This window comes from Exiguobacterium sp. R-17 (assembly GCF_049913315.1).
Taxonomy (GTDB): Bacteria; Bacillota; Bacilli; order Exiguobacteriales; family Exiguobacteriaceae; genus Exiguobacterium_A.
The window spans coordinates 2,397,620-2,422,468 of sequence record NZ_CP184372.1 but is presented as its reverse complement, the minus strand read 5'-3'; the positions used below and the strand labels follow the sequence as shown (position 1 = coordinate 2,422,468).

At 48.6% G+C, this 24,849-nt stretch carries 27 protein-coding genes; 20 read left to right on the top strand and 7 right to left on the bottom strand.

The features are described from left to right. Nucleotides 1-43: 43 nt before the first annotated feature. The 7 genes from ACN9MT_RS12790 to ACN9MT_RS12760 all read left to right on the top strand — a co-directional run bounded on the left by ACN9MT_RS12790 (nt 44) and on the right by ACN9MT_RS12760 (nt 6,322). Nucleotides 44-1,327: a methyl-accepting chemotaxis protein gene (locus ACN9MT_RS12790; RefSeq protein ID WP_426272294.1), complete on the top strand. Its 1,284-nt coding sequence runs from the start codon at nt 44-46 to the stop codon at nt 1,325-1,327. A 214-nt stretch (nt 1,328-1,541) separates the two neighbouring features. Beyond that, nucleotides 1,542-2,933: a flagellin gene (locus ACN9MT_RS12785; RefSeq protein ID WP_426272293.1), complete on the top strand. Its 1,392-nt coding sequence runs from the start codon at nt 1,542-1,544 to the stop codon at nt 2,931-2,933. Between the two features lie 505 nt (nt 2,934-3,438). Further along, nucleotides 3,439-3,795: a flagellar protein FlaG gene (locus ACN9MT_RS12780; RefSeq protein WP_426272292.1), complete on the top strand. Its 357-nt coding sequence runs from the start codon at nt 3,439-3,441 to the stop codon at nt 3,793-3,795. Nucleotides 3,796-3,812: 17 nt separating this feature from the next. Beyond that, nucleotides 3,813-5,384 carry a flagellar filament capping protein FliD gene (gene fliD, locus ACN9MT_RS12775; protein ID WP_426272291.1) on the top strand — a complete coding sequence of 524 codons (1,572 nt, stop codon included), beginning with the start codon at nt 3,813-3,815 and terminating at the stop codon, nt 5,382-5,384. Between the two features lie 15 nt (nt 5,385-5,399). Continuing rightward, a complete protein-coding gene (gene fliS, locus ACN9MT_RS12770; protein WP_035410054.1) occupies nt 5,400-5,768 on the top strand; it encodes a flagellar export chaperone FliS in 369 nt (122 codons plus the stop codon). After that, a complete protein-coding gene (locus ACN9MT_RS12765; protein ID WP_426272290.1) occupies nt 5,732-6,118 on the top strand; it encodes a hypothetical protein in 387 nt (128 codons plus the stop codon). Before fliS (ACN9MT_RS12770) ends, ACN9MT_RS12765 begins: the two co-directional genes overlap by 37 nt. 27 nt (nt 6,119-6,145) lie before the next feature. Beyond that, nucleotides 6,146-6,322, top strand: coding sequence for a hypothetical protein (locus ACN9MT_RS12760; RefSeq protein ID WP_169738097.1), 177 nt, complete (start codon nt 6,146-6,148; stop codon nt 6,320-6,322). A 78-nt stretch (nt 6,323-6,400) separates the two neighbouring features. On the opposite strand, the gene ACN9MT_RS12755 is transcribed toward ACN9MT_RS12760, so the two are convergent. From ACN9MT_RS12755 to ACN9MT_RS12725, 7 genes are all read right to left on the bottom strand, one after another. Next, entirely contained in the window at nt 6,401-7,063 is a 663-nt protein-coding gene (locus tag ACN9MT_RS12755; RefSeq protein WP_426272289.1) for a DUF2225 domain-containing protein, read from the bottom strand. A gap of 25 nt (nt 7,064-7,088) precedes the next feature. Further along, nucleotides 7,089-7,529, bottom strand: a complete 441-nt coding sequence (locus ACN9MT_RS12750) for a YaaR family protein (protein WP_290757444.1) — start codon at nt 7,527-7,529, stop codon at nt 7,089-7,091. Nucleotides 7,530-7,542: 13 nt separating this feature from the next. Further along, the gene (locus tag ACN9MT_RS12745) at nt 7,543-8,433 is read right to left on the bottom strand and encodes a flagellin (protein ID WP_426272288.1); all 891 of its coding nucleotides are present in this window, start codon (nt 8,431-8,433) and stop codon (nt 7,543-7,545) included. Next, entirely contained in the window at nt 8,430-8,822 is a 393-nt protein-coding gene (gene fliS, locus ACN9MT_RS12740) for a flagellar export chaperone FliS (protein WP_426272287.1), read from the bottom strand. Before fliS (ACN9MT_RS12740) ends, ACN9MT_RS12745 begins: the two co-directional genes overlap by 4 nt. Further along, nucleotides 8,819-9,109, bottom strand: coding sequence for an EscU/YscU/HrcU family type III secretion system export apparatus switch protein (locus tag ACN9MT_RS12735; RefSeq protein WP_290783356.1), 291 nt, complete (start codon nt 9,107-9,109; stop codon nt 8,819-8,821). The genes fliS (ACN9MT_RS12740) and ACN9MT_RS12735 overlap by 4 nt, the downstream gene beginning before the upstream one ends. A 14-nt stretch (nt 9,110-9,123) precedes the next feature. Beyond that, nucleotides 9,124-10,977, bottom strand: a complete 1,854-nt coding sequence (locus ACN9MT_RS12730; RefSeq protein WP_426272286.1) for a hypothetical protein — start codon at nt 10,975-10,977, stop codon at nt 9,124-9,126. Between the two features lie 108 nt (nt 10,978-11,085). Further along, nucleotides 11,086-11,592, bottom strand: coding sequence for a competence protein ComK (locus tag ACN9MT_RS12725; protein WP_029342501.1), 507 nt, complete (start codon nt 11,590-11,592; stop codon nt 11,086-11,088). A 251-nt stretch (nt 11,593-11,843) separates the two neighbouring features. Here ACN9MT_RS12725 and ACN9MT_RS12720 point away from each other — a divergent pair, with 251 nt between their 5' ends. The 13 genes from ACN9MT_RS12720 (at nt 11,844) to ACN9MT_RS12660 (ending at nt 24,846) form a co-directional block, all read left to right on the top strand. After that, nucleotides 11,844-12,044 carry a cold shock domain-containing protein gene (locus ACN9MT_RS12720; protein WP_035410038.1) on the top strand — a complete coding sequence of 67 codons (201 nt, stop codon included), beginning with the start codon at nt 11,844-11,846 and terminating at the stop codon, nt 12,042-12,044. 279 nt (nt 12,045-12,323) lie between these two features. Further along, entirely contained in the window at nt 12,324-12,887 is a 564-nt protein-coding gene (gene hpf / locus ACN9MT_RS12715) for a ribosome hibernation-promoting factor, HPF/YfiA family (protein ID WP_035410035.1), read from the top strand. 216 nt (nt 12,888-13,103) lie between these two features. Then, on the top strand, nt 13,104-15,623 hold the full coding sequence (gene secA / locus ACN9MT_RS12710) for a preprotein translocase subunit SecA (RefSeq protein WP_035410032.1): 2,520 nt from the start codon (nt 13,104-13,106) through the stop codon (nt 15,621-15,623). 68 nt (nt 15,624-15,691) lie between these two features. Beyond that, nucleotides 15,692-16,792: a peptide chain release factor 2 gene (gene prfB, locus ACN9MT_RS12705; RefSeq protein ID WP_023469245.1), complete on the top strand. Its 1,101-nt coding sequence runs from the start codon at nt 15,692-15,694 to the stop codon at nt 16,790-16,792. Between the two features lie 60 nt (nt 16,793-16,852). Next, entirely contained in the window at nt 16,853-17,008 is a 156-nt protein-coding gene (locus ACN9MT_RS12700) for a hypothetical protein (RefSeq protein ID WP_290752403.1), read from the top strand. After that, nucleotides 16,995-17,498 carry a GNAT family N-acetyltransferase gene (locus tag ACN9MT_RS12695; protein WP_426272285.1) on the top strand — a complete coding sequence of 168 codons (504 nt, stop codon included), beginning with the start codon at nt 16,995-16,997 and terminating at the stop codon, nt 17,496-17,498. Before ACN9MT_RS12700 ends, ACN9MT_RS12695 begins: the two co-directional genes overlap by 14 nt. A 97-nt stretch (nt 17,499-17,595) precedes the next feature. Then, nucleotides 17,596-18,465, top strand: a complete 870-nt coding sequence (locus tag ACN9MT_RS12690; RefSeq protein ID WP_023469242.1) for a YitT family protein — start codon at nt 17,596-17,598, stop codon at nt 18,463-18,465. 115 nt (nt 18,466-18,580) lie between these two features. Then, nucleotides 18,581-18,955 carry a cytochrome c551 gene (gene cccB, locus ACN9MT_RS12685; protein WP_056062994.1) on the top strand — a complete coding sequence of 125 codons (375 nt, stop codon included), beginning with the start codon at nt 18,581-18,583 and terminating at the stop codon, nt 18,953-18,955. 194 nt (nt 18,956-19,149) lie between these two features. After that, complete coding sequence (gene ftsE / locus ACN9MT_RS12680) at nt 19,150-19,836, top strand: cell division ATP-binding protein FtsE (protein WP_035410018.1); 687 nt, start codon at nt 19,150-19,152, stop codon at nt 19,834-19,836. Continuing rightward, nucleotides 19,826-20,725 (top strand): permease-like cell division protein FtsX, encoded by a 900-nt coding sequence (ftsX, locus tag ACN9MT_RS12675; RefSeq protein WP_426272284.1) that lies wholly within the window; start codon nt 19,826-19,828, stop codon nt 20,723-20,725. The genes ftsE and ftsX overlap by 11 nt, the downstream gene beginning before the upstream one ends. A gap of 40 nt (nt 20,726-20,765) precedes the next feature. Further along, nucleotides 20,766-22,142: a murein hydrolase activator EnvC family protein gene (locus ACN9MT_RS12670; RefSeq protein ID WP_426272283.1), complete on the top strand. Its 1,377-nt coding sequence runs from the start codon at nt 20,766-20,768 to the stop codon at nt 22,140-22,142. A gap of 93 nt (nt 22,143-22,235) precedes the next feature. Then, entirely contained in the window at nt 22,236-23,660 is a 1,425-nt protein-coding gene (locus ACN9MT_RS12665; protein WP_426272282.1) for a S41 family peptidase, read from the top strand. Between the two features lie 22 nt (nt 23,661-23,682). Further along, on the top strand, nt 23,683-24,846 hold the full coding sequence (locus ACN9MT_RS12660) for a PDZ domain-containing protein (protein WP_426272281.1): 1,164 nt from the start codon (nt 23,683-23,685) through the stop codon (nt 24,844-24,846). The last annotated feature ends 3 nt before the right edge of the window (nt 24,847-24,849 follow it).

The following is a 24,849-nucleotide window of genomic DNA, read 5'->3' as shown; positions in this document are numbered from 1 at the left end:
AGAGAGGACGGTGAAAGAAGATACAGGAAAGGAAGTTTCGGTTATGCGTAAATTACGAAGCAACTTGAAGGTACGGTTATTCTTTTGGGTCTTAGCCATCTCGGTCATCACGAGCGGTATTTCAGCCCAGCTTGTGCTTTATCTCCATCGTGGACTTGATGTCGCAGATACGAATGCGATCTGGATTGGAGCAGGGATTGGCTTATTGTTATCGTTGATTGGAACGTCGTTGATTCAGTTAATCTTGCGTCAACCAATTAAAGCAATTGAAAAGGCGACAGAAACGGCACGCGAAGTCGCGAACGGTAACTTCAACGTCGATTTCGAGGAAGCGAAGCGCGGCGATGAAGTCGACCAACTGATGCACGAGCTCGAAGTCATGGTCTTACATATCCGTAAACAGGCGACACAGATGGGAAGTTCAAGCGATAAGCTAACAGCGTCTGCACAAGAAATCGCAGCAGCAGTCCAGGAAGGTAACGCATCGGGTGAAAGTATTCGTTCAGCGATGGCAGAGTTGTCAGCGAAGATGAACGAGAACGTCGATCAAGCGTACTTATCGATGGATGCGCTCGGTGCCGTCAAACGGACGATGGATGAAGTCGCGAAAGAGATGAATGAAGCCTTGAAATCGGCGACAGTCATGCAGACGGAAGCACAAAACGGGAAGACACTCGCAACAGATTCCGTCGAAGCGATGCATATGATCTCGAAGAAGATGGAACAGTCGGCGACACTCAATGGTCGCCTGACAGATATGACAGGTGAGATCTCGCGGATTACCGATGTCATCAGTGATATTTCGGCACAAACGAACTTACTCAGTTTAAATGCATCGATTGAAGCAGCGCGAGCTGGTGAAGCAGGGCGTGGCTTTGCGGTCGTTGCAGCAGAAGTTAAAAAACTCGCGGAACAAACAGCGACATCCGCAAAAGAAATCACCGATTTGATTTCTGGTGTCAAACGTCTTGTTAATGATACAGCGAATGCAATGACCGATGTTCAAAGTGAAGTGGCAACTGGTGTTGGACTCGTCGAGCAAGCAGGATCGGCGTTCGAAGAAATTCATCATTCAACAGAGAACGTTTACTCACGTGTTAAATCGGTCGACCAGCTCGTCGTCAAATCGGATCAAGAGATCGATCAGGTTGGATTAACGACAGCGAATATCCTTGCAATGGTCGAGGAAGCATCGAAGCATGCTGAGCAAGTTTTACAAGCGTCTAGTCATCAAGCGGCATCGCTTGGTGAAGTCAATGGAGCAATGGAAGAGCTTGTAGCAGTAGCAGAACAATTACAGGAAGAGACTGGAGCGACACGTCTTTAGACTATAGGGAAATCGTACATCCAAACCAGATGTGCGATTTTTTTGTATTTTTTTGAAGAAAGTTGTTAAACATTTCGAGTGGACGACGATATATAAGGTGGAAGCAGTCATCGACTAATTCTACCGTGTCACCCTTGGGCCGGCCAGGGGACACATCTCGGAGAAGACGGATCTTCAAAGAGACAAAAAACTTATCCTATGGAGGGAAATTACAATGATTATCAATCACAACGTAACTGCGCTTAATACGCACAACAAATTGTCTGCAGCTTCTGCAGCACAAAGTAAATCAATGGAGAAACTCGCTTCAGGTCTTCGTATCAACAAAGCAGGAGACGATGCAGCTGGTCTTGCAATCTCTGAAAAAATGCGTGCTCAAGTCCGTGGACTTGATCAAGCTTCGCGTAACGCGCAAGATGGTATTTCCTTAACACAAACAGCCGAAGGTGCATTAAATGAAACGCACGATATTCTTCAACGGATGCGAGAACTATCTGTTCAAGCTTCTAATGACACGAATACAGGAGACGATCGTAACGAAATTCAAAAAGAAATCAATCAATTGAATTCAGAAGTAGACAGAATTTCTAATACAACAGAGTTCAATACTCAAAGTCTACTAAATGGTTCTTTAGGAGCTAAAGGTACTTCTAATAACACTGCAAATGTTGATGTAATTTCGACTAGTGGTTTAGCTAAAGGTACCTATGATGTAAAGGTGACTACCGAAGCTACAAAAGCTACTAAAGAAGCTACTACTAATGCAGATAACGCAGAAGTTGCTAAAGCTACCGGGAAAGATTTCATTATTAATGGAGTTAAAATTGATACTAATGGTATAAATACTATCGAAGGTTTAAAAGTCGCCGTAAATGCAGTAAAAGATAAAACAGGTGTTGAAATGACAGTCGGCGCTGAAGGTTCTAAATCTAAATTCGAATCTACTTCATTTGGTTCTACTGGTAAAATCGATTTTGCTGGAACAGATGCTCTTTGGTTAAAAGATAAAGTTTTAGGTACAGATGCAAATATAGAACCGACATCAACAGCAGGTGTTGATGCTAAAGCGGAAGTAAAAGATAATGCAACGAGTGTTACTAGTGCTATAACAGGAGTTGGACAAAAAATTGTTTATGGAAATGCTGAATTTTCAGCTAAAGGAGCGGCTTCTTCTACAGCTACTATTACAGTGAATAGTACGGGCGCTTCCATTCATATCGGAGCTAATAAAGATCAAAATATGCTAATCGATATCAATGAAATGTCTACAAAAACACTTGGAAACACTTCTGATAAAATTAAAGATGTTAACGTTACTACAACATCTGGTGCAGAAAAAGCAATAAAAACAGTAGATGATGCTATTAAACAAGTATCAGCTGAACGTTCAAAAATGGGTTCAGTTCAAAACCGCCTCGAGCACACAATCAACAACCTTAAAACATCTTCTGAAAACCTAACAGCGGCAGAATCACGCGTTCGTGACGTTGATATGGCGAAAGAAATGATGAACCAAACAAAGAACTCGATTCTTGCACAAGCTGCACAAGCAATGTTGGCTCAATCGAATCAAACACCGCAGGGCGTTCTCCAACTCCTTCGATGATTGATTTTACCGGGCGTCTAATTTGGTAACGGATTAGATTATGACTGGGTGAATTGCTGGAACTCCTGAGAGCCTTGATGTACGACAACGTGGCTGGAAACGGCGAGCGTAATCGTTTTGAAAAACATCAAGGATTGGACAATCAGCAGCCAAGCACCTGTAGGGAAACCTTGGTGAAGGTTCAACGACTAGGATAGACGACCTAATGGACTTGTCCGATGGTTATGAAATCCGTACTCCGTAAACGGCGGGGGAAGTGCCCAGCTCCTTGAACTTCAAGGATGAAGATATAGTCTTATCATTAGCGAAAGCTAATGCGCGTAGCAAGCGAACCAACAGCCGCAAGGCGTTCTCCAATTACTCCGTTAATCGTAATTGGCACATATCGATTATTCAGGTCACGGACTCGTTCCGTGACCTTTTTTGTTTTGTTCTATTCGAACTCTAACAAATTCAATGAATTGACCGATATACTACATAGAGAATAAATAAGGAGTGACCGACAATGAATTCCATCAATACGGAAATTCGCCTTCATCTGCCTTCGAACGTCCTACCGTACGAAGCGACACGTAATGTGTTTGTGGAAGCGAATCAGGAAACGTTAGCAGAAGACGGGGTCGTTGTCCTACCGACACCACAACATATTACGAAGCTCGAAACAGCGATGGAGCAGGCAAACATAAAGCTTGAACTGCAACGAACGGGATTAAAATTCGTCAAGCATGAACAACTGAACGAATATTACATTCAAGTCGTTGATACGAATAATAACGTCGTCCAAGAAATTCCGAGTAAAAAGGAACTCGATTTTTTTGCGGCTTTCATGGAATTTAATCAACTGATCGATAAACGGATTTAACAGAAAGGAATGATTGGATGGCAGGCATTCGACTGAGTGGTCTTGCAAGTGGAATTGATACCGAAACGATGATCAAACAATTGATGCAGGCGGAACGAGCGCCGGTCGATCGGTTATCGCAAAAGAAACAGACGCTGACGTGGCAACGCGATGCATACCGGGAGATGAACCGAGCATTACTTGATTTCAGAACAGCTGCAAGCGATATGCTGTTGTCAAAAAACTATCAATCAAAAACGGTTACGAGTTCTAATCCGACGGCATTGACGGTAACGGCAAGTCCAGCAGCATCAGCTGGCAGCGTAACGATTGATAGTATCGATCAACTAGCCAGTGCTGCATCAGTGACACTCGTCGCAGCAAGCGGAAAAAAGAGTGATGCGACACTCGAAGAAAGTGGACTGTTCACGAAGGACGCGGACGGAAAAATCAATGTGCAGATCAATACCTTCGATGCGACAGGTAAAGCGGTGACGGAGACGTTGAAGCTTGACGCAACACAAAAGATTTCTGACTTAACAGCAGCAATCAATGGTAAAACAAGTCTTGGGATGAACGCCGTGTTCAATGATTTGACGGGGAAACTTGTCTTAACGAAAACGAGTACCGGTAACTTAAATCCTGCAGGTGCCGACATCTCGATTGTTGATGCTTCAAATAATACTGCAAAGGTTAATTCAGAGGATGGAACCTTTGGTCGTGAAGGACAGAACGCTAAGTATACGATTGGTGGACAACAACTCGAACAGACGACAAATACATTCACGCAGAACGGTCTGACGATTACGTTGAATAATGTCTCAGAAACAGCAACGACAATCAATACGACACTCGATACGCAGAAAAACTTCGACTCGATCAAAAACTTCGTCGATAAATACAATGACGTCATCGATAAGATGAATAAAAAAGTTCGGGAAGAGAAGTATCGCGATTATCAGCCACTGACGGATGCCCAGCGTAAGGAACTCAGCGAGGATGAAGTCAAGAAGTGGGAAGAAAAAGCAATCAGTGGAGTTCTGAAGAACGATAGCTATCTACAGGACGGGCTGAATCAGTTCCGAAGCGCAATCTCGTCAAAAATCGATACCGGTTATTCTTACACGTCAGGTACGGATACGATTCAACTCCAGTACATGTCGCAAATCGGGATTACTTCAACAAGTGACTTCCGGGACGGTGGGAAGCTGAAAATCGATGAGACGAAATTGAAGAAGATGCTCGAAGAACAGCCAGAAGGTGTCTATAAGTTATTCACAGCTGATGCACCGGAACCACCAAAGGACGCACAAGGTAATCCGGTTCCAAGTCAAAACGGAATTGACGGTTTCGTCCGGCAAATTCAAGGGTTCGCAACGACGCTTCGCGATAAAATTTCTGGAGTCGCTGGTCGGGACGGAGCAGTTGCAACAACGTATCGACTCGGAAAATCACTGGCTGATCTCGATAAGAGCATGTTGTCGTGGGAAGACAAGCTAAAACGAAAAGAAGACAGTTACTATCGCCGATTCGCGGCGATGGAACAAGCAATGAACCAAGCGAACAGTCAGTCGGCGACACTTGCTGGTTATCTCGGACAAGGACAATAAAGAGGAGGAAACGCGATGAACCCTTATGCGACGTATCAGACGAACTCGGTAACGACAGCGTTACCTCAAGATTTAACACTGATGTTATACGAAGGATTAATCAAATTTTCGATGCTTGCGAAACGAGCGATCGAACAGAAGATGATCGAACAAAAAAATACAAACATCCAAAAAGCACAAGCAATCATTTCGGAGTTACAATTGACGCTCAATCAATCGATTGCGCTATCGAAAGACTTGAATAGCCTCTACGACTACATGCAAACACGCCTGATTGATGCCAACGTCAAAAATGACCTCGTTGCAATCGACGAAGTGATCGGCTTTGCGGAAGAATTCCGCGAGACGTGGAAAGAAGCGATGAAACTCGCACGGCAACGATGAGTCCGCTCGATCCGCTTCGCCTGAAGACAAAACGACTGATTGAACTACTTGATCAAACGCCGAATGAAGAGACATATGACGAGTGGATTGAGAAGATTCAAGGTCTGCTGAACAAACGCGAAGCGTTCATCGCTGCCCATTCGAATCTGCTGGCTGGAGCCAATCAAGCCATCATCCAGGAACTCGTCGCTGATAGTCGGAAAATCGACTTGAAATTATCAGCAGAAACGGCTAAATTAGGGGTACAAATCAGTCAGTTGCGTCAGACGCAAACGAGTCGTAAATCGTACGTTGATCCGTACGAGGAAGTCGATCATAGTTTTTCACCGTATTTTGATTCTCGTCAGTAACTTTCTTGTGTGAGGGAGGGATCTTTCGTGACCAAGCGGGAAGACAAGAAACGTCCCGTACCGCAGCCGTATTTCCAATCGGACGGCTCGTACGATCAGTTCATTGAACCGGACGTTGAATCGGAATCATGGGAAGAATTCGAACGCCCTGTCTCCGATGCACCAGATGCCTATGAAGAAGAAAAATATCGTCGTGAGTCGTAAGCGTACAACACAAATACCGGTCAGACCGTGGAGCAATTCCTCGTCTGATCGGTATTTGTGTTGTTTTTATAAAAAACATCACTCTTGTTCCTGGACCCATTCCCAGTGGGTCCGTGCGTCTTTTTTGATTTTATCGGTCGCCGTCTTACTTTGGAATAAGCGGCTGTACCATAGGCGAGCCTGCTCTTTATCTTTCATCACAGCATGCAGATCGGCGATCCTCAATAACAGGACGTCTTCCGGAAGCCCGCTCTCTTTGACGGACGTGTAGTTGTCGTAAAGCGAGATATATTTCTCGATCGCTCGGCTCGCCCAAAGTTGTTCTTCCGCTGATTGACCGGTCAAGCGATGCAACCAGGACAGACGAACACCGAGCATTGCTTGGATGGCTGGTTTTTGCTCCGTCACTTGAGCCGTATAGAGACAGAGTTTATAGAGCTGGATCGCCTGCTCGATCGTCCGCTCCGTCCTAGCGAACGGCAAGACAGGGAGCGTCGGCAGGATATGATCTTGTAAGGTCGCCCGAACGTCCGGCGACAACTTTCCGAACGACTCGTGGAAGAAGAACCGACAATGGCTACACTGGACCGGTTCATAGAGATAGACGTTGACGCCTTGATGACGGATGAAGCCATCAAAGTCGGTCGAGGCGACACGGATATGTCGCGACAGGACACGTTTCGTCTCTGTCGTTTTCAAGCAGTAGGGGCAGGTGCATTTTTTTAGATATAAGTCTGGCATGTAGGGGAACTCCTCTAATTCTAGATTACACGAAGACGTTGACGAGCATTCCTTTGATCTCGCCGACTTGGTCGAGGATATCGAGCCGGCGCGATTCGCCAGAGATGACCGTGTTTGTCAACTGAAGGAGTTTCGCATCGACTTGCTCGACGACTTTATAGATCTTCGTCCGACCACGGCGGTTGAAGCCGCGCTTCTCTTCGAGTTGTTGTGATTGGTCGAGGGCATCTTTTAGGAAGTCCTTGATCTTTTCTTTATAGCTTTCGAGGTGCTCGATCGTCTGACTCTCAGCGAGCAGTTGCCCGTGTTCTTCGACGAGGGCGAGCTTTTGTTGCAAACGCTCGTAGCCTTTATGGTCGCGTTTCTCCTGCATCAAGGCAGAGAAGGTCGTCGATGCCTCGACTTCACGCGGACCACCTTTTAAGGACTGGAGTCGTTGCGTTTCTTGGATGCGGCGGATATCCATCGGGTCTGCCTCCTTAGTTGAGTAATTGTAAGACGCCTTGCGGCAAGGCATTCGCTTGAGCAATCATTGCCATCCCCGACTGGTTAAGGATGTTGTATTTCGCATATTCCATCATCTCACGCGCCATATCGGTGTCGCGAATCCGCGACTCTGAAGCCGTCAAGTTCTCGACGCTGACGCTGAGGACGGATGACGTCGCTTCAAACCGGTTCTGGATTGCCCCGAGTTGTGCCCGTTGCTGGGAGATCGTATCAATTGCTTTCGTATAATGGCTGATCGCATCATTCGCATCCGTTGCCGTCATGACGCTGAGGGCGTATTCCGGTGCGTCACTGCTCGAGAAATCAAGTGGACGAATCGAGGGATCAGCTTGTGTCGTTGAACTGACGCCGATCGCAAGGGCTTGCATATCGTTAATCGTGATCGAGATCCCTTCGTTTGCCCCAGCATTCGTTTGGATGAACAGGGCACTGTCGGCATCGTTGAACTTGCCGCTCAACAACTCTTTGCCGTTGAACTGGGTCGTCTTTGCAATCCGTGAGACCTCGTTTGTTAGCTGATTGATTTCTTCCTGGATTGCTGTCCGGTCTTCGGTCGCGAGTGTTCCGTTCCCAGCTTGGACGGCGAGTTCGCGCATCCGTTGCAAGAGGTTATGTGTCTCACTCAAACCACCTTCAGCCGTTTGAATCATCGAGACACCATCGAGGACGTTCTGTTCCGCTTTATCGAGCGCCTTCAAACGGTTACGCATCTTCTCCGAGATCGCGAGACCAGCTGCATCATCCGCACCCCGGTTAATCTTCTGACCGCTCGATAGTTTATCCATCGTCGTCTTGACGTTCGTCTGATTGATGCTGAGATTGCGATAAGCCTTCAAGGCTTGGACGTTGTTCGTGATTCTCATTCGTATTCCATCCCTTCGTATCGTTGATGATGTGCGGCGCGCACGAGTGGTCGATCGACGGTCTGTGCCGCTTGCCAAGTGACGCGTAAGTCTTCTGCCAGTTCGAGTAGCTCGTCGAGAACGGCTGGTGTCGTATAGACCTGTAACGTTTGCTCAGCAAGATAGTGGTAGAGCGCGTCCAGTTGTGCCGTGATGATACCACCGTCGTCATGTAATCCTGCCTGCAACTTATCGAGTAACTGATAGGCTTTTTGTAAGCGTTCGTTGACCTCGTCAAAACGGTTCGTATCACGTGCGAGAATGGCGCGATCGTATTGAAGGACGAGTCCCGTCAACATCACTTCCGTCAGCTGTTGCGGGGTCATCGCGTAGAGTTCTTGTTCTGTCATATCTGCCGTCCTTTCGCGTTGTCGAGTTCTTCGATTAGTAAAAGCAGTTCTGCCATCACGTCGTACAGTTGCGGTGGGATCGCCGTCCCAAGGTCGAGATCAAGCAAGTGACCGAGCAGGGACGTATCGTGTTCGATCGCGACCCCGTTCGCCCGTGCTTCTTGCAGGATGCGATCGGCGGCTTGACCGCTTGCCCGAGCGACGACGACCGGTGCTTGACCGGATGCTTCATCGTAGCGGAGGACAGCAGCAGTCTTGCGTCCGGTTAAGTCGATTTTCTGATACATATCGGTCTCTCCTTTTAGATACGGTAGTCGTAGCCACGTGGTGTCTCGTCTTGTTTGACGGTTTCTGTGACTTGCTCGTGCGTGAACGGACGGAACTGGATCCGGACGTCTTGGTAGCCAGTTGCTTGCAAGGCGTCCGTCGTCCGGTCGAGGAACGGTGTTGCCAGTTGTTCAAGGACCGGATGATCGTTTTCGATTGTGATCTGCATCTTTCGGTTGACGGTCTCGACCCGGACACCAATCTCACCAAGGCGTGGCGTATTGAGCTGGACGTACAACGTGTTGTTTTCCCAGTCGATCACTTCGTCCGGCCGTTTATTTTGCAAATGGACGTGGAGTCCTGCCGTCGCTTCAATAAGTTGGACCGGTAAGGCGAGTAAAATCTGGTTCAACTGTTGCTGACTGTCCGGTTTATTAACTTGCTGTTGTGCTGCAAGGAACGTCTGCAATTTGACAGCTTCCGGATTTGCTGCCGGCGTACTCAGTTTCAGTTCCGCCGTCTGGAGCTGAAGCGTCTTTTGGACGGTCTCCTGCAAAAGACGTGGACTGTTCTGTTGCGGCTCATATGGAACGGCTTTTTGTGCCGTTTGTGACGAAGGAAACGGCGCTTGTGGCAGTAGTCCCTGCATCTCCGGTAAGTAAGTCGGACGAACGTTTGCTGGCGCATAGCGGAAGGCTTCAAACGCAACCCGGACTTCTTGTAAGACGGCTTTTGACTCTGTTCCACGCCCGAGTAACGCCAGTTCCGCACCCCGTTCGAGTTTCGATAAAAAGTGGACTAGCTGTTTTTCATCCTTCATCGAGGTATGTAACAAAGCATCCGTTTGCTGGAAGACTTGCTTTAAGCGTTGCGCCGTACTCTCGATGACAGCGACCATCTGGACCGGACGTGTCTCGACGAGTGGTTCGATCTGGCGAAGTTGGGATACGATCGTTCGCTGTTGGCTCTTGAAATCGTTCGTGATCTCAGCAAGTCGTGGCGTCACTTCGCGAACAAGCGTCAAGGCAGAGCGGACCGGTGCCGTTTGCCTCGTTACTGGTGCCGTTTGACTTGCCCGTGCCGTCAGACCGATCAGTTGCTCACGAACGCTCGTCTTCGGCTCAAGCGGTGTTTGCGGGAAATAGGGCGCCAGTTGTTTGCGGACCGTCTCGATCTCGCCTTGTTCGAGAGTTGCGACGATTGCCGGGCGTTTCTCTGCTGGTACGTGTTCAATGTATTGCCGGATATGCAGAGATGACGCTGTCTCGATATCGCGTTGCGTCGGTAGCGTCACACGAGCGACGTCAAGGGCGACGGCTTTTTCAAACGTCGGTTGCTCCGTTAAGGCGTCGTGCTCCGGAAGGACGTCTCGATAGTCTTCCGTTGTCGCAAGGAGACTTGCGATCAAGACGTCGGCGTCAACTGGCAGTGCAGTATCCGGTCGCGACACGAGTTCGAGTGCTAAGTCCTTGTACGTTCCTTGCAGTGCCGTCACAAGCTGGGCGACGATTTCCGGTGTCTGCGGCAATTGACCGCTTGCGAGTAACTTCGCGACGGCTTGCTTTAGTTCTGCAGGTACACCTTCAAGCAAAGAGGGATCGACATTTGACGGAACAGACAGGACAGGTGGCATTTCCGCATCTGGTGTCGCTGGTGTTAGTTGTTCAATCAGGTAACCTTCTGCTGTCTGTCCTTTGACCTTGAACTGGAAATCACCTGTCGGGACGTCGCCCGTGAAGGTCATCTCGATCTTATCCCGACCGACCTGGACGAGAGCCGTATGCGGACCGGTCTGCTCAAGGACCGTCCCTTTATAGGTCTTTGTGTCCAAAAGCGGCGTCTGACCAGGGGATTGCGCCGGACGTGCCGGGTTCAATTGGATGTTCATCGAGAAGCCTCCTTGTTTTTTAAAACTGTCATCTCATTATATATCGGCAGAAACCAAAAAGGATTGAGCGAATTCATCGCCCAACCCTGATTTTTTTACGGGTACTCTTTAAGATTTGATTGCATTAAAGCGTTCCTCTAATGTCATCGCGTTCAATTGTTGATAACGAGCCATCAGCTCGCCAGTTGCTTTCATTTGGTTGCGGACGATGTAAGGAGAGGCGTTTACGGGAAGGATCATGCCATTACGAGTCTTGAGCTTCGTCTGTCCGTCTTCCTCGATGACTTCAGACATGTGGCTCCAAGCATACCACTCGCAATCATCACGTTTCGGTGATTTTGTTGGGAAAAACACGAGGCCGAGTGTCGGTTCAATGACGACTGGTACTTTTCCTTTTACAGATGCGACACGTTTTGCTGTCACGATGCGTTCCTCAATGGAACTGTTGTATTGCCTGCAGGAAAGCTGCAGAAGTTGATACGGCCGAAGCGGGGTCATGATGGTCGAGCCATCCTCGAGTACGATGATGGATTGCTTCATCATGTCGTAGCACGGGAGAATCGCCACCGTCCGTTTCGTGATTCGATACTTTTCGTCATTATGGAATGGTCGCATTCGACTACATCCTCCTTAAGATAGGACAATGGATAAAATAGGTAATTACTAACGATATAATACAATAGTACAACTGTAATGACAATGTAATTTTTTAAAATATAAAGCAATAAGTAGGGAATATTATTCATTTTTCAGATTGAATTCAAATTAATCAGAATTTTTAATTGTCAATAATTCCTTCTTTTGATAGACTAAGCCGTAGAGAGCTTGCTCTCGAACTCTGGTTTGCGAAGGGAACGTGAATTCGAATGGAACAAGGTAAAGTAAAATGGTTTAATGCTGAAAAGGGTTATGGATTCATCGAAACGTCTGATGCGAAAGACGTATTCGTACACTTCTCAGCAATTCAAGCTGATGGTTACAAATCACTTGAAGAAGGCGAAGAAGTGGAATTTGAAATCGTTGAAGGCGATCGTGGTCCACAAGCTGCGAACGTTTCAAAGATCTAATCCAATAGCAGCCGCCACCGTTTTTAGGCTAGTCGCCTAAAAGCGGTTTTTGTTTTGAGTTCGGATAGAACGGGTATATACGTTAACATCAACATGCTTCAATATTATCGTACGCTAAGAACAGTAGTGAACGTTCATGAGAATGTCATTGTTCTCATGGTCTTCCTTCACTTATCGTGCTATAATAAAAACGAACCAAAGAATTTCGAATATTCAGAAGGAAACGACTGGAGCATCTCGAATTCATAGGTTCAACCGGTTACTTAAGGAGGAGTTTACATGATCTACAACATTCGCGGTGAAAACTTGGACGTCACAGATGCTCTCAAGGATTACGTCGAGAAAAAGCTTGAAAAGTTAACTCGTTATTTTACAACTCCTACGGAAGCGCAAACGGCTTATGTCAATCTCAAAGTCAATAATGAGAAACAAAAAGTCGAAGTGACGATTCCAATGCCAAACCTCTTGCTCCGTGCTGAGGATGTCAATGGCGATATGTATGCAGCAATCGACCTCGTCGTCGATAAGCTCGAACGTCAGATCCGGAAACACAAAACGAAATTGAACCGGAGAGGGCGCGCTAAAGAAGGCGGCATCGGAGAGTACTTCAAAACGCTCGAAGGACCGGAAGCGGAAGCGCCAGTCTATGAAGAGGACGAGGCAGAACTCGAACTCGTTCGGACGAAGCGTTTCACACTCAAACCAATGGACACGGAAGAAGCGATTCTTCAGATGGACATGCTCGGACACGCATTCTTCGTCTTCTCAGACGCAGAAACGGGCAACACGAACGTCGTCTACCGTCGTAAGGATGGTCGTTACGGTTTGATTGAACCAGAATAATGAATGCAACAGGGACTCGCTCTTACGGGCGAGTCCCTTTTTGATATGATGGAAAACTATTTCTAAACAAGGTACGTTTGCTTTACGACAAAAGACCGAGACCGCTGCTCGGTCCGCTTGTTGAAATTTGACGTCGTATTCGGTACACTGAATAAAGGAAAAATCTCGGAATTCTGTTCGTTCAAAGAATCGTTCGAAGTAAGGGGACTGTAAGGCATGGCTAATTTTCTAAAAGAATTATTTGCACCAACGAAACGTGTCCTGAAGAAAGCCGAAAAAGCAGCAGACGCTGTGGAAGCGCTCGAGACACAAATCGGTGCGTTATCGGATCAAGAACTGGAAGGGAAAGTCGTTGAATTCCGTGAGCGTCTCGCTAACGGAGAAGACTTAGATGATATTTTACCGGAAGCCTTCGCGGTTTGTCGCGAAGTGTCAACACGCGTTCTCGGCATGCGCCACTACCGCGTTCAGTTGATTGGTGGATATGTCCTGCACAATGGGGATATCGCCGAAATGAAGACCGGGGAAGGTAAGACGCTCGTCGCAACACTCCCTGTCTATTTGAATGCTCTCGCTGGCAACGGCGTCCACGTCGTTACCGTCAACGAATATCTCGCAAAACGTGACCGTGACATCATGGAGCCGCTTTATGCAGCACTTGGTCTCTCGGTCGGCTTGAACCTCTCTAGCATGTCGCGTCAAGAAAAACAAGCAGCATACAGCTGTGACATCACGTACGGAACGAACAACGAGTTCGGTTTCGATTACTTGCGTGACAACATGGTCCTCTATAAAGAAGACCGCGTTCAACGTCCACTCAGTTATGCCGTCGTCGATGAAGTCGACTCGATTCTCGTCGATGAAGCGCGGACTCCGCTCATCATCTCAGGATCGGCCGAAAAATCGACAGCGCTCTATTCGCAAGCCGATGCGTTCGCGAAAATCATGAAGGCAGATGAAGACTACACGGTCGACATCAAGACGAAGAGTGTCCTGTTGACGGAGCAAGGAATCGACCGTGCTGAAAAATACTTCGGCATTGATAACTTGTTTGGTCTCGAACACGTCGCGCTCAACCATCACTTAAGCCTCGCACTGCGGGCGAACGCCGTCATGCATCGCGACGTCGACTATATGGTTCGAGAAGACGAAGTCATGATCATCGACCAATTCACGGGTCGTGTCATGGAAGGTCGTCGTTATTCGGAAGGTCTGCACCAAGCGATCGAAGCGAAGGAAGGCGTCGAGATTCAACGCGAATCTATGACCCTTGCGACGATCACGTACCAAAACTTCTTCCGGATGTATACGAAGCTTGCCGGAATGACCGGTACAGCAAAGACGGAGGAAGAAGAGTTCCGTAACATCTACAACATGCACGTCGTACCGGTGCCGACGAACAAACCGGTCGTCCGAAACGATATGCCGGACTTGATCTTTAAAACGATGAACGGGAAGTTTGCTGCTGTCGCAGACGAAATCGAACGTGCCCACCGTGAAGGACAACCAGTCCTCGTCGGTACGGTTGCCGTCGAGACGTCGGAGTTGCTCAGTAACATTCTCAAAAAACGTGGCATCCGTCACGAAGTCTTGAACGCGAAGAACCACGCACGTGAAGCGGAAATCATCGAGAACGCGGGTCAAGCGAACTCGGTCACGATCGCAACGAACATGGCCGGTCGTGGTACCGACATCAAGCTCGGTCAAGGCGTCTTAGAAAAAGGTGGTCTCTACATCCTCGGGACAGAACGTCACGAATCACGCCGGATCGATAACCAGCTCCGTGGTCGTGCCGGTCGTCAAGGGGATCCAGGTGCATCACAATTCTATCTCTCACTTGAAGATGAATTGATGCGTCGCTTTGGTTCTGATTCGCTGCAGTCGATGATGGACCGTCTCGGAATGGATGATTCGCAACCGATCGAGAGTCGGATGGTGTCTCGTGCCGTTGAATCGGCTCAAAAACGCGTCGAAGGAAATAACTTTGATGCGCGGAAACAAGTCCTCGGCTACGATAACGTCATGGCGGACCAACGGAAAGTCATGTACGCGGACCGGGCAGCAATTCTCGATGCCGGTTCCGTGTCAGATATCGTCCGTCCGATGATTGAGCAAACGATCGAAGCAGGCGTCCATCAGTACACGCCGGTCGAGTTCGTACCGGAAGAATGGAGCATTGGTGCGCTTGCGGAGTGGGCGAACCAGACGCTTGCGATCGAAGAGAAGGTCACGGAAAGCGATCTCTTCGGAAAAGAACGCGAAGAGATCATCGAGTTGCTCAAAGAGCGCACGTTCGCGCACTACGAGCACAAACGGTCAGAAGTCCCAGCAGAAGCATTCGATGAGTTCGAAAAAGTCATCGTTCTGCGTGCCGTTGACCAACACTGGATGAACCACATCGATCAGATGGATCAACTCCGTGAAGGGATTCACCTCCGGGCATACGGTCAAAACGACCCGCTCCGTGAATACCAATCAGAAGGTTCGATGATGTTTGATGCGATGAACGCTGCGATCGCAGAAGAAGTGACACAATTCGTCCTTCGTGCGGATCTCGACCCGAACCTCAAACGCGAAAAAGTCGTCCAAGACGAAGTCGCGGTTTCTGGTAAGGAAGACAAAGCGGTCAAGAAAAAACCGGTCCGGAAAAATCCAAACGACCAAATCGGACGCAACGATCCGTGCTGGTGTGGATCCGGTAAGAAATATAAGAACTGTCACGGCCGTCAGGCATAAGTGATGAATCGACTGAAAGAGAGGCAGGAGATTCCTGCCTCTTTTCACGGAAAGAGAAGGTGGATTACATGGAATTAGCAGAAATTCGCAACACCGCCGAGTGGATGGAAAAGAAACTCGACGAATATAAGGCATCACTCGACCTTGAGTCGAAGATTGCTCGGATTGAAGAACTCGAAAACGAGATGACGTACCCGGACTTCTGGAACAACCAGGAATCGGCACAAAAAGTCATCGATGAGTCGAACGGCTTAAAAGCGATGGTCGACAAGTATAAAGAACTCGAAGCAGGTCACGAGAACGTCGCCTTGACGTACGAATTGATCAAGGAAGAGCCGGATGCAGATCTTCAAGAAGAGCTCGAGTCAGAACTCGGCGACCTCAAGAAGAAGTTCGAAGACTTCGAATTACAAATCCTCTTGAACGGCGAGTATGACGCGAACAACGCGATTCTTGAGTTACACCCAGGTGCGGGTGGTACCGAGTCGCAAGACTGGGCATCGATGTTACTGCGTATGTACCAACGTTTCTGCGATAAGCAGGGCTGGAAAGTCGAAACGATGGATTACCAACCAGGTGATGAAGCCGGTGTCAAATCGGTCACGCTTCGTATTCAAGGGCACAATGCCTATGGGTACTTGAAAGCCGAAAAAGGGATCCATCGTCTTGTCCGGATCTCACCGTTTGACTCGTCAGGCCGTCGTCATACATCATTCGTCTCGTGTGACGTCATGCCGGAATTCAACGATGACATCGATATCGAAGTCCGCACGGAAGACTTGCGGATCGATACGTACCGTGCTTCTGGTGCCGGTGGTCAGCACATCAATACGACGGACTCCGCTGTCCGGATCACCCACGTTCCGACAGGCGTCGTCGTCTCTTGTCAACAAGAACGGTCGCAGATCAAGAACCGTGAAGCGGCGATGAAGATGTTGAAAGCGAAACTCTATCAACGCGAAATCGAAGAGCAACAAAAGAAACTCGACGAAATCCGTGGTGAAAAATCGGATATCGCGTGGGGTAGCCAAATCCGTTCGTACGTCTTCCACCCATACAGCATGGTCAAGGATCACCGGACGAACTATGAAGTCGGGAACACGCAAGGGGCAATGGATGGTGACATCATGGGCTTCATCGATGCGTACCTCCGTCTCATGAATATGTAAGACAACCAACCAGTCGGACGATGTTCGACTGGTTTTTTGACCGTCAAAGGGGGAAGCGTGATGAAGAAGCAAAGTCGGGTCAACAAACAGGCGTGGGAATACCGAGCATATGAATTTTGGGAGAAACGCGATGGAACGGTGAGAACATCCCGACCGAGTTCACGCTTCTCGCAACCAAACCACTTGAAGGGAGCAATAACTAATGATCATCCGTAAAGAAGGCTTCAAGGACGCTACGGGAATTCGGCTCGTCCATGAAGCGGCATTCGAACAACCAAACGAAGCGAATCTCGTTGATGCGTTACGCGAGGAAGAAGCCGCGCAACCAGTCTTCGGTCGCGTCGCCGTGACTGATAAAGGAGAAATCGTTGGTCATGTCCTCTTGAGCCGGATCCATATCGATGACATCCCGTCGCTTGCCTTAGCGCCGGTCGGTGTCCTGCCCGCTTGGCAACGAAAGGGTATCGGCTCTGAATTGATCCGTCAAGTGATTGAGGATGCGCGGGACGCCGGTGAATCTCACATTGTCGTCCTCGGTCACGACAGCTATTATCCGCAGTTCGGCTTTGAACGGGCGATTGACTACGGTATCAAGCCGCCGTTCCCCATTCCGCCGGAGGTCTTTCTCGTTCTTGCACTCGAACGGAGTGGGTTACGTGGTGTCAGCGGCATCGTCCGTTACAGTCCACCCTTTAGTGCGGTATAAAGGGAACACTGTGAGTTGTTCCGCCTGTCTAGTCGTTGTCTGACTTTTCCGCTAAAATGAAACACGAGAATCAATTGATAAGGGGAAATGGAATGTCATGACATCGACACGTCAGGAAGTCGTGCGCGATTATGCGTATTTGTTAATCGGGTCCTTGTTCGTCGCAAGTGCCTTTAGTTTATTTTTAGCACCGAACCAACTCGCCTCGGGAGGGGTCAGTGGCTTATCGATCGTCTTGAACGATTTGTTCGGAATTTCGCCAGGATTGTTCCAACTCGTCGCGAACGTCGTCTTGCTTGCGATCGGTTGGATGATCCTCGGGATGGGCTTTGGGGTCAAATCACTCGTCGGGTCGATCTTCTTACCGGTCGTCATCCTCGTATATGAGCGGTTCGATGTTCCGGCTGCGACAATGAATCCGATGCTTGCTGCAATCTTCGGTGGTGCCGGGGTCGGGATTGGACTCGGTCTGATCTTCCGGGGGCGAGCGTCGACCGGAGGAATGGATTTGATTGCGCAAATCCTGCATCGTTTCACGAAATTGCCACTTCATCTGTGTATCGCCTTGCTTGACGGCACGATCGTCATCAGTGCGGCGACGATCTTCTCGCTGGAGATTGGGCTGTATGCACTCGTCGCTTTGTTCATCACGATCAAGATGATCGACGTCGTCCAGCTCGGAATCACGAACGACAAACTTGCCTACATCATCTCCGATCAACGGGAAGCGTTAGTGAAGGAAATCTTCGAGACGCTCGATCGCGGGGCGACGGAGATCGAGGCAGCGGGAGCGTTCACGCGGACACGCAAACCAATGCTAATGGTCGTCGTTCGTCAAGGAGAAATCACGACGCTCAAAGAAATCGTCAAACACATCGATCCATCGGCATTCCTCGTCGTCAGTGAAGCCCATGAGGTGCTCGGACTCGGGTTTACAGACGATAAACGCTACCGTAATGTGCCGTAATCGTTCTTAAAACGTGAAGTTTTTGTGAAATCACGCTTAACTCATCCGGATAACGGTTATACTCTAACTAGGTCAGTAGCGTTTATGTAGATACTTACAAGAGGGGGATATCCGGATGAAGCTGAAAAACTTGTTACTCGCGTTAGGCTTAGGAACGACACTTGCGCTCGCGGCATGTGGTGGTAGTGACGATTCGAGTTCTGATGATTCATCGTCAGGCACGAAGGATGAGTCAACGATGAACGATGATTCGTCGAAGACACAATCCGGTGTAGATGCTGAGAAAATCTTCGCCAACAACTGTGCAACGTGTCATGGTAAAAACCTTGAAGGAAACGTCGGACCGAACTTGACGAAGGTTGGCTCGAAATATTCTTCAGAAGAGATTCAAAAAATCATCAAGAACGGGAAAGGGCAAATGCCTGCTGGTATCCTGAAAGATGATAAAGAAATCATGGCTGTTGCCGACTGGCTCGCTGCTAAAAAATGATTATGGGATATGATGGGGTACGAGATGACACACACGACATGTGTTCGTCATTCGTGCCTCTTTTTTATGGTATAATCGCCTGAAATGACATTTGATTGTAATGTGCGTTCAATTTTGTCCCTGTTATAATGGTGGTCGGTAGGTTTTTGGACCTATTCATTCAGCATCAGTAAATAAGTAAGGATGTGAAGTACGTGATCAAGATGCAACGAATCAGTAAGATTTATCCGAACGGCGTCACGGCACTCCGTGAGGTCGATTTGACGATCAATCAAGGCGAATTCGTCTATATCGTCGGTCCGTCGGGTGCGGGTAAATCAACATTCATGAAAATGATGTACCGCGAAGAGAAACCAACGAGCGGTTCATTTTTGTTTAAAGGAATCGAAGTCGGTAAGTTGAAGAACCGTCAAATCCCCGAACTTCGTCGCCAAATCGGCGTCATCTTCCAAGATTTTAAATTACTCCCGTCACTGACGGTTTATGAAAATGTCGCCTTTGCGCTAGAAGTCGTAGGGGAAGACAAAGCACAAATCCGGAAGAAAGTACTCGAAGTACTCGATCTCGTTAAGCTCAAGCATAAAGAGCGCAACTATCCGGACGAATTATCTGGGGGCGAACAACAACGGATCTCGATCGCGAGAGCCATCGTCAACCGTCCGTCACTCGTCATCGCCGATGAGCCGACTGGAAACCTGGACCCGGATACAGCATGGGAGATCATGGAAGTATTCGAAGAGATTTATCGCCGTGGGACAACGGTCGTAATGGCGACACACAACCGGGACATCGTTAACAAGATGCGTCATCGTGTCTTAGCGATCGATGGAGGAAAAATCGTCCGAGACGAAGAGAAAGGAATGTACGGCTATGAAGTTTAATGGATTCCGTCATTTACGGGAAGGGGCAAAAGGTCTCGTCCGGAACGGCTGGATGACATTCGCTTCTGTCAGTGCCGTTACCGTCACGTTACTTCTCGTAGGAATATTCGCGATGCTCATGTTCAACGTCAACAAGATTTCCGATAACGTCGAAAAAGACGTTGAAATCCAAGTATTCGTCGAACGAGAAGCAGACCAGTCGAAGATCGATTCAGTAGGTGATTCCCTCAAGCAGATGCCGGGCGTCAACACTGTTCGTTACAGTTCGAAAGAAGAAGAACTAGACCGCTTCAAGAAGCAACTTGGCGAAGGTTCCCAAGCCTATCAGTCGGTTGAAAAAGACAATCCGCTTCACGACCGATATATCGTCAAAGCTACCTCACCAAAAGAGACAGAAACACTTGCAAATTCCATCAAAAAAATGGAAAATGTAGATAGTGTCGAATACGGTAAGGACTATGTTAAAAAGATGTTTAACTTCCTTGAAGGAGTTCGGATCGGTGGAATCATCCTGATCGTCGGATTGACGTTCATGGCGATGTTCCTCATTTCGAACACGATTAAAGTCACGATCTTCTCCCGTCGCCGGGAAATCGAGATCATGCGCCTCGTCGGAGCGAAAAACGGATTCATCCGTGCACCGTTCTTCGTCGAAGGATTATTGATGGGCATATTAGGTGCCATCATCCCGATCATCGTCGTCTACTTCGGTTACGAAGTCTCCTACAATGCGATCCAACCCCAACTGACCACTGTGAATGCGGGAATATTCTCGCTGATTCCACCAGGTGAATTGTCGGCACAAGTCGTCTTAATCCTGCTCGGACTCGGTGCATTCATCGGTGTATGGGGATCAACGACATCACTCGGTCGTTTCTTGAAGATTTAAATCAGTTACCCAAAAATAAAATAGAGGAGAGATGCTTCTCATGAAAGTCCGATTCTATTCTGCCGTCCTGAGCTTAGCTTTGATTGGAACTAGTGTGTCCGTTGATGCCACGTCGAAAGAAGATTTGCTGAAGGAACAACAGGAGGTCGAAAGCCGTCTGAAAGAGACGGAACGATCACAGAATCAGACATCAGAGAAGTTGATCTTGACGAAACAGGAGCGTAAGGAAGCCCGTGCGCAACTGAATGAAGTCAACAGCCGTTTGGATGATTTAGCGCTTAAGATAGCCGATCAACAAGCGGCTGTTGCTGCATCTAAAGAACAATTGCGTCTGACGGAAGCAGCGATTTCCGAGACGCTCAAGGAACTGCATCAACAAGAAGAGTTGCTTGGAAGCCGATTGCGTGCCGTCCAACAAAAAGGAGACGTCAAATACATCGAGGTCTTGCTCGACGCAAAAGACTTTGGTGATTTGATTTCGCGCTTCAGTACGGTCAGTGAGATCATTAAACAAGATGATCATGTCTTACAAGCTTACAAGGGGAACGTCAAACAACTGAGCGAACAACGGTCGGAACAAGCACTATTGCTTGAAAGCATGAAACGGGAACAACGGAAGTTGCTCGTACTCCAGACACGAATCATTGCGGAATCTGAGCTCAAGCGAAAGCTTGTCGTCCAGTTGAACACGAAGGTCAAGGAACTGCAACAAGAGCAGTTCTCTAAAGCCGAGGAAGCAGAAATTCTCGCGGATCAGCGCCGTCTGATTCAAAACGAATTGATTGCCCTGCAAGAAGCGGAACGGAAAGCAAAAGAAGAAGCGAAACGGAAAGCGGCAGAAGCGGCGCGGGTAGCAGAAGCAAAACGTCAAGCGGAAGCGGCAGAAGCGGCACGTGCGGCAGAGGCAAAAAAGAAAAAATCCGATGCTCCAAGTGCGGAACCGACCATTCCTGAAGTCGAGTCACCGACTGCAACGCCGGAGCAACCGGCAGATGCCGTGACGAGTCGTCCGTTCCATTTACCGGTTCAAGGATATGTCTCGTCGCCGTTCGGTCCCCGAAACAATCCGTTGACAGGGAAGCCGGAGATTCATAAAGGGATTGATCTCGTAAATGCAAAAGGAACACCGATTCATGCAGCGGCAGGTGGTATCGTTCTACGTGCCGGTAGTGCAACAGGTTACGGGAACGTCGTCATGGTGACGCATTTGATTGATGGACAGGTCTACACGACCGTCTATGCACATCTCGATTCGATCAGCGTCTCCGCCGGTCAAACAGTCATGCCGGGTAAGACGGTCGGCACATTAGGTACAACGGGCTGGTCGACAGGTCCGCATTTGCATTTCGAATTGCATAAGGGAGAGTGGGCAGTCGGACAACCGAATGCAGTTGACCCAGCACCGTACATCTTTTGACATCCCACAGAATACTGAAAAGATAGGGTAACCTATCTTTTTTTGCTATACTGAAAAAAATAATGCGTTTTTAATGGAAGTGGGGAATCAAGCGTGAAAAAATCTACAACAGCAGTGATTGCGGTCAGTACCTTCGGGCTTGGTTTAGGGGCAGGTGCCGTCGGTATGTTAGCGGCTGGCGGAACAGATTCCGTTGCAACGCAGTCATCATCTTCGAATGCGACTGGTGATTGGAAAAAAATCGACCAGGTCCGGCAGATGATCGAACAAAATTATCTAAAAGACGTGACAGATAAAGAGTTACTCGATGGTGCGTTATCTGGCATGACAGAAGTGCTTAACGATCCATATTCCGTTTATATGGATGAGTCGGAAACGACCTCATTCAACACGAATCTGTCGTCTTCGTTTGAAGGGATCGGTGCGACGCTTGAACAAAAAGGTGAGTCGATCGTCATCGTCTCGCCGATCAAAGGATCACCTGCTGAAAAAGCTGGTATCAAACCAGGCGACGTCATCCTAGAAATCGATGGTAAGTCGACAAAAGGTCAAAAGACGGATCAAGCCGTTAAAAAAATTCGCGGTGAAAAAGGAACGAATGTCGTCCTGACGATTCAGCGTAGCGGACAAGACGCGATGGAGATCACGATTAAACGCGATACGATTCCAATCGAGACGGTCTATACGTCAACGGAGAATGTCAACGGCAAGAAGATCGGTGTCTTACAAGTAACACAGTTCTCGGAACCGACAGCAGAAGAGTTCGAGAAGGGGTTGACGAAACTCGAGAGTCAGAACATTGATGGACTCGTCATCGATGTACGCGGAAATCCGGGTGGTCTTTTGACGGCTGTCTCGAAAATGATCGCTCCGTTCATTCCGAAAGACGTGCCGATTTATCAAGTCGAGAACAATAAAGGCGAGCGCCAGCAGGAATTCGGGAAGGCAGACGAGAAGAAACCATATAACATCGTCGTCTTAGAAGACGGCGGATCGGCCTCAGCGTCCGAGATCCTTGCAGCCGGACTGAAGGAAGGAGCTGGCGCCGAAGTCGTCGGTATGAAGTCGTTCGGGAAAGGGATCGTCCAAAGTGCGTATGATTTGAAGGACGGTAGCGACCTGAAGTTAACGACGAACAAATGGCTGACACCAGACGGAAACTGGATCCACAAAAAAGGGGTCAAGCCGACGGTCGAAGTCAAACAACCGGCGTACTTCAACGTCACGAAGATTTTGACTGATCAAAAGTCACTCGCTGTCGGCGATTACGGAAAATCAGTCGAGAATGCCCACCTCGTCCTCGAAGCGATCGGTTATGAGCCAAAAGGACAGGACGGCTATTTCGGTGACACGATGAAACAAGCTGTCGAGGCTTTGCAAAAGGATGCGAAACTTGACGTCACTGGAAAAATCGATCAGCAGACAGCGGGTGAGATGGAGACGCGTCTCCTGAAGAAACTCCAGGACGATAAGAATGACGTCCAGCGGAAAAAAGCACTCGAGGTCGCTGCTCAATAATAAGGAATGGAAAGAGGTCTGAATGCGCGTGGAATTACTCGATGAAATTGGTTGGACCGCGATTAGTCTCATCGCCAGTCCGACCTTGTGGTTAGCACTCCTTGTCAGTTGGGTCATCGGCATCCGGCGTGTCAAACGGGAACGCGGACTGTTTCGCTCCCGGACACACGGTAAACGAAGCGATGTCCTCGAAACACTTTTACCAGGTCTACTCGTCGGTCTCGTCTTGTCCATCGTCAGCGGATGGCTCGGATTGACGCTGACGCCGCAATACGCTCTGTTGTTACTCGGACTCTCGAGCGTCCTGTTGTTGGTCGGGATCGTTCGCTTGAACGTACCACTCTGGCCGATCGTCTTGCTTGGACTTGCCGGCTGGTTCTTAATGGATTCACGTCTTGATCCGGTTCGCACGGTTGAGCCGAAAATGATTTTATTGCTTGCGACGTTAACGCTCGTCGCGGAATGTCTCCTCGTCTGGTGGCGCGGGCAACGGCGTCTGTCACCGTCACTCGTCGTCTCAAAGCGCGGTCGCTTCATCGGTGGGCTGTCAGCGAATAAACTTTGGCTATTGCCTTTGCTCGTCTTTGTTCCGGGCGACGTGCTTGAAGCCTGGTGGCCACGTTACAGCTTCCCGGAACTCGTTCCGGTCGTTCTCTGGTTACCGATCGGTTTCAGTTTCCTCTTTACAGGTAAGCTGCCGAAAGAATTGATGCGTCCGCTCGTTCAAGGACGTTTGATTACGAGTCTTGTTGCAGTTTTATTGACGGTTCTTGCGTACGTCACCGGACAAGCTGAATGGCTGTACGGGATCGTCTTGTTGCTCGTTCTGCATATCCTATTGCATCAGCGGGTCAAACGCTTGAACCGGGCACAGACCCCATTGTTCCTCAATGGAACGCGTGGTGCCGTCATACTCGGAACGCTACCTGATAAACCAGCTGCCGAGATGGGCTTGATTCCGGGCGAAGCGATTTATAAAGTCAATGGTGAGAAGGTCGATTCGGAAACATCGTTCTACGAAGCCATCCAAAAACACAAACCGTATCTGCGTCTTGAAGTCATGAACCATAACGGCGACATCCGGTTTGCGCAACGTGCTTTCTATGAACAAGATCATCATGAACTTGGTATTCTGTTCGTCAACGAGCCGGTCCATGGTCGCACTAAAGTGCGGTCCTTGCATTAACGA

Coding starts and splice junctions, on each gene's coding strand:
- ACN9MT_RS12790 (WP_426272294.1), top strand. CDS start 44: ATGCGTAAATTACGAAGCAACTTGAAGGTACGGTTATTCTTTTGGGTC.
- ACN9MT_RS12785 (WP_426272293.1), top strand. CDS start 1,542: ATGATTATCAATCACAACGTAACTGCGCTTAATACGCACAACAAATTG.
- ACN9MT_RS12780 (WP_426272292.1), top strand. CDS start 3,439: ATGAATTCCATCAATACGGAAATTCGCCTTCATCTGCCTTCGAACGTC.
- fliD (WP_426272291.1), top strand. CDS start 3,813: ATGGCAGGCATTCGACTGAGTGGTCTTGCAAGTGGAATTGATACCGAA.
- fliS (WP_035410054.1), top strand. CDS start 5,400: ATGAACCCTTATGCGACGTATCAGACGAACTCGGTAACGACAGCGTTA.
- ACN9MT_RS12755 (WP_426272289.1), bottom strand. CDS start 7,063: ATGCCAGACTTATATCTAAAAAAATGCACCTGCCCCTACTGCTTGAAA.
- ACN9MT_RS12750 (WP_290757444.1), bottom strand. CDS start 7,529: ATGGATATCCGCCGCATCCAAGAAACGCAACGACTCCAGTCCTTAAAA.
- ACN9MT_RS12745 (WP_426272288.1), bottom strand. CDS start 8,433: ATGAGAATCACGAACAACGTCCAAGCCTTGAAGGCTTATCGCAATCTC.
- fliS (WP_426272287.1), bottom strand. CDS start 8,822: ATGACAGAACAAGAACTCTACGCGATGACCCCGCAACAGCTGACGGAA.
- ACN9MT_RS12735 (WP_290783356.1), bottom strand. CDS start 9,109: ATGTATCAGAAAATCGACTTAACCGGACGCAAGACTGCTGCTGTCCTC.
- ACN9MT_RS12730 (WP_426272286.1), bottom strand. CDS start 10,977: ATGAACATCCAATTGAACCCGGCACGTCCGGCGCAATCCCCTGGTCAG.
- ACN9MT_RS12725 (WP_029342501.1), bottom strand. CDS start 11,592: ATGCGACCATTCCATAATGACGAAAAGTATCGAATCACGAAACGGACG.
- ACN9MT_RS12720 (WP_035410038.1), top strand. CDS start 11,844: ATGGAACAAGGTAAAGTAAAATGGTTTAATGCTGAAAAGGGTTATGGA.
- hpf (WP_035410035.1), top strand. CDS start 12,324: ATGATCTACAACATTCGCGGTGAAAACTTGGACGTCACAGATGCTCTC.
- secA (WP_035410032.1), top strand. CDS start 13,104: ATGGCTAATTTTCTAAAAGAATTATTTGCACCAACGAAACGTGTCCTG.
- prfB (WP_023469245.1), top strand. CDS start 15,692: ATGGAATTAGCAGAAATTCGCAACACCGCCGAGTGGATGGAAAAGAAA.
- ACN9MT_RS12700 (WP_290752403.1), top strand. CDS start 16,853: ATGAAGAAGCAAAGTCGGGTCAACAAACAGGCGTGGGAATACCGAGCA.
- ACN9MT_RS12695 (WP_426272285.1), top strand. CDS start 16,995: ATGATCATCCGTAAAGAAGGCTTCAAGGACGCTACGGGAATTCGGCTC.
- ACN9MT_RS12690 (WP_023469242.1), top strand. CDS start 17,596: ATGACATCGACACGTCAGGAAGTCGTGCGCGATTATGCGTATTTGTTA.
- cccB (WP_056062994.1), top strand. CDS start 18,581: ATGAAGCTGAAAAACTTGTTACTCGCGTTAGGCTTAGGAACGACACTT.
- ftsX (WP_426272284.1), top strand. CDS start 19,826: ATGAAGTTTAATGGATTCCGTCATTTACGGGAAGGGGCAAAAGGTCTC.
- ACN9MT_RS12670 (WP_426272283.1), top strand. CDS start 20,766: ATGAAAGTCCGATTCTATTCTGCCGTCCTGAGCTTAGCTTTGATTGGA.
- ACN9MT_RS12660 (WP_426272281.1), top strand. CDS start 23,683: ATGCGCGTGGAATTACTCGATGAAATTGGTTGGACCGCGATTAGTCTC.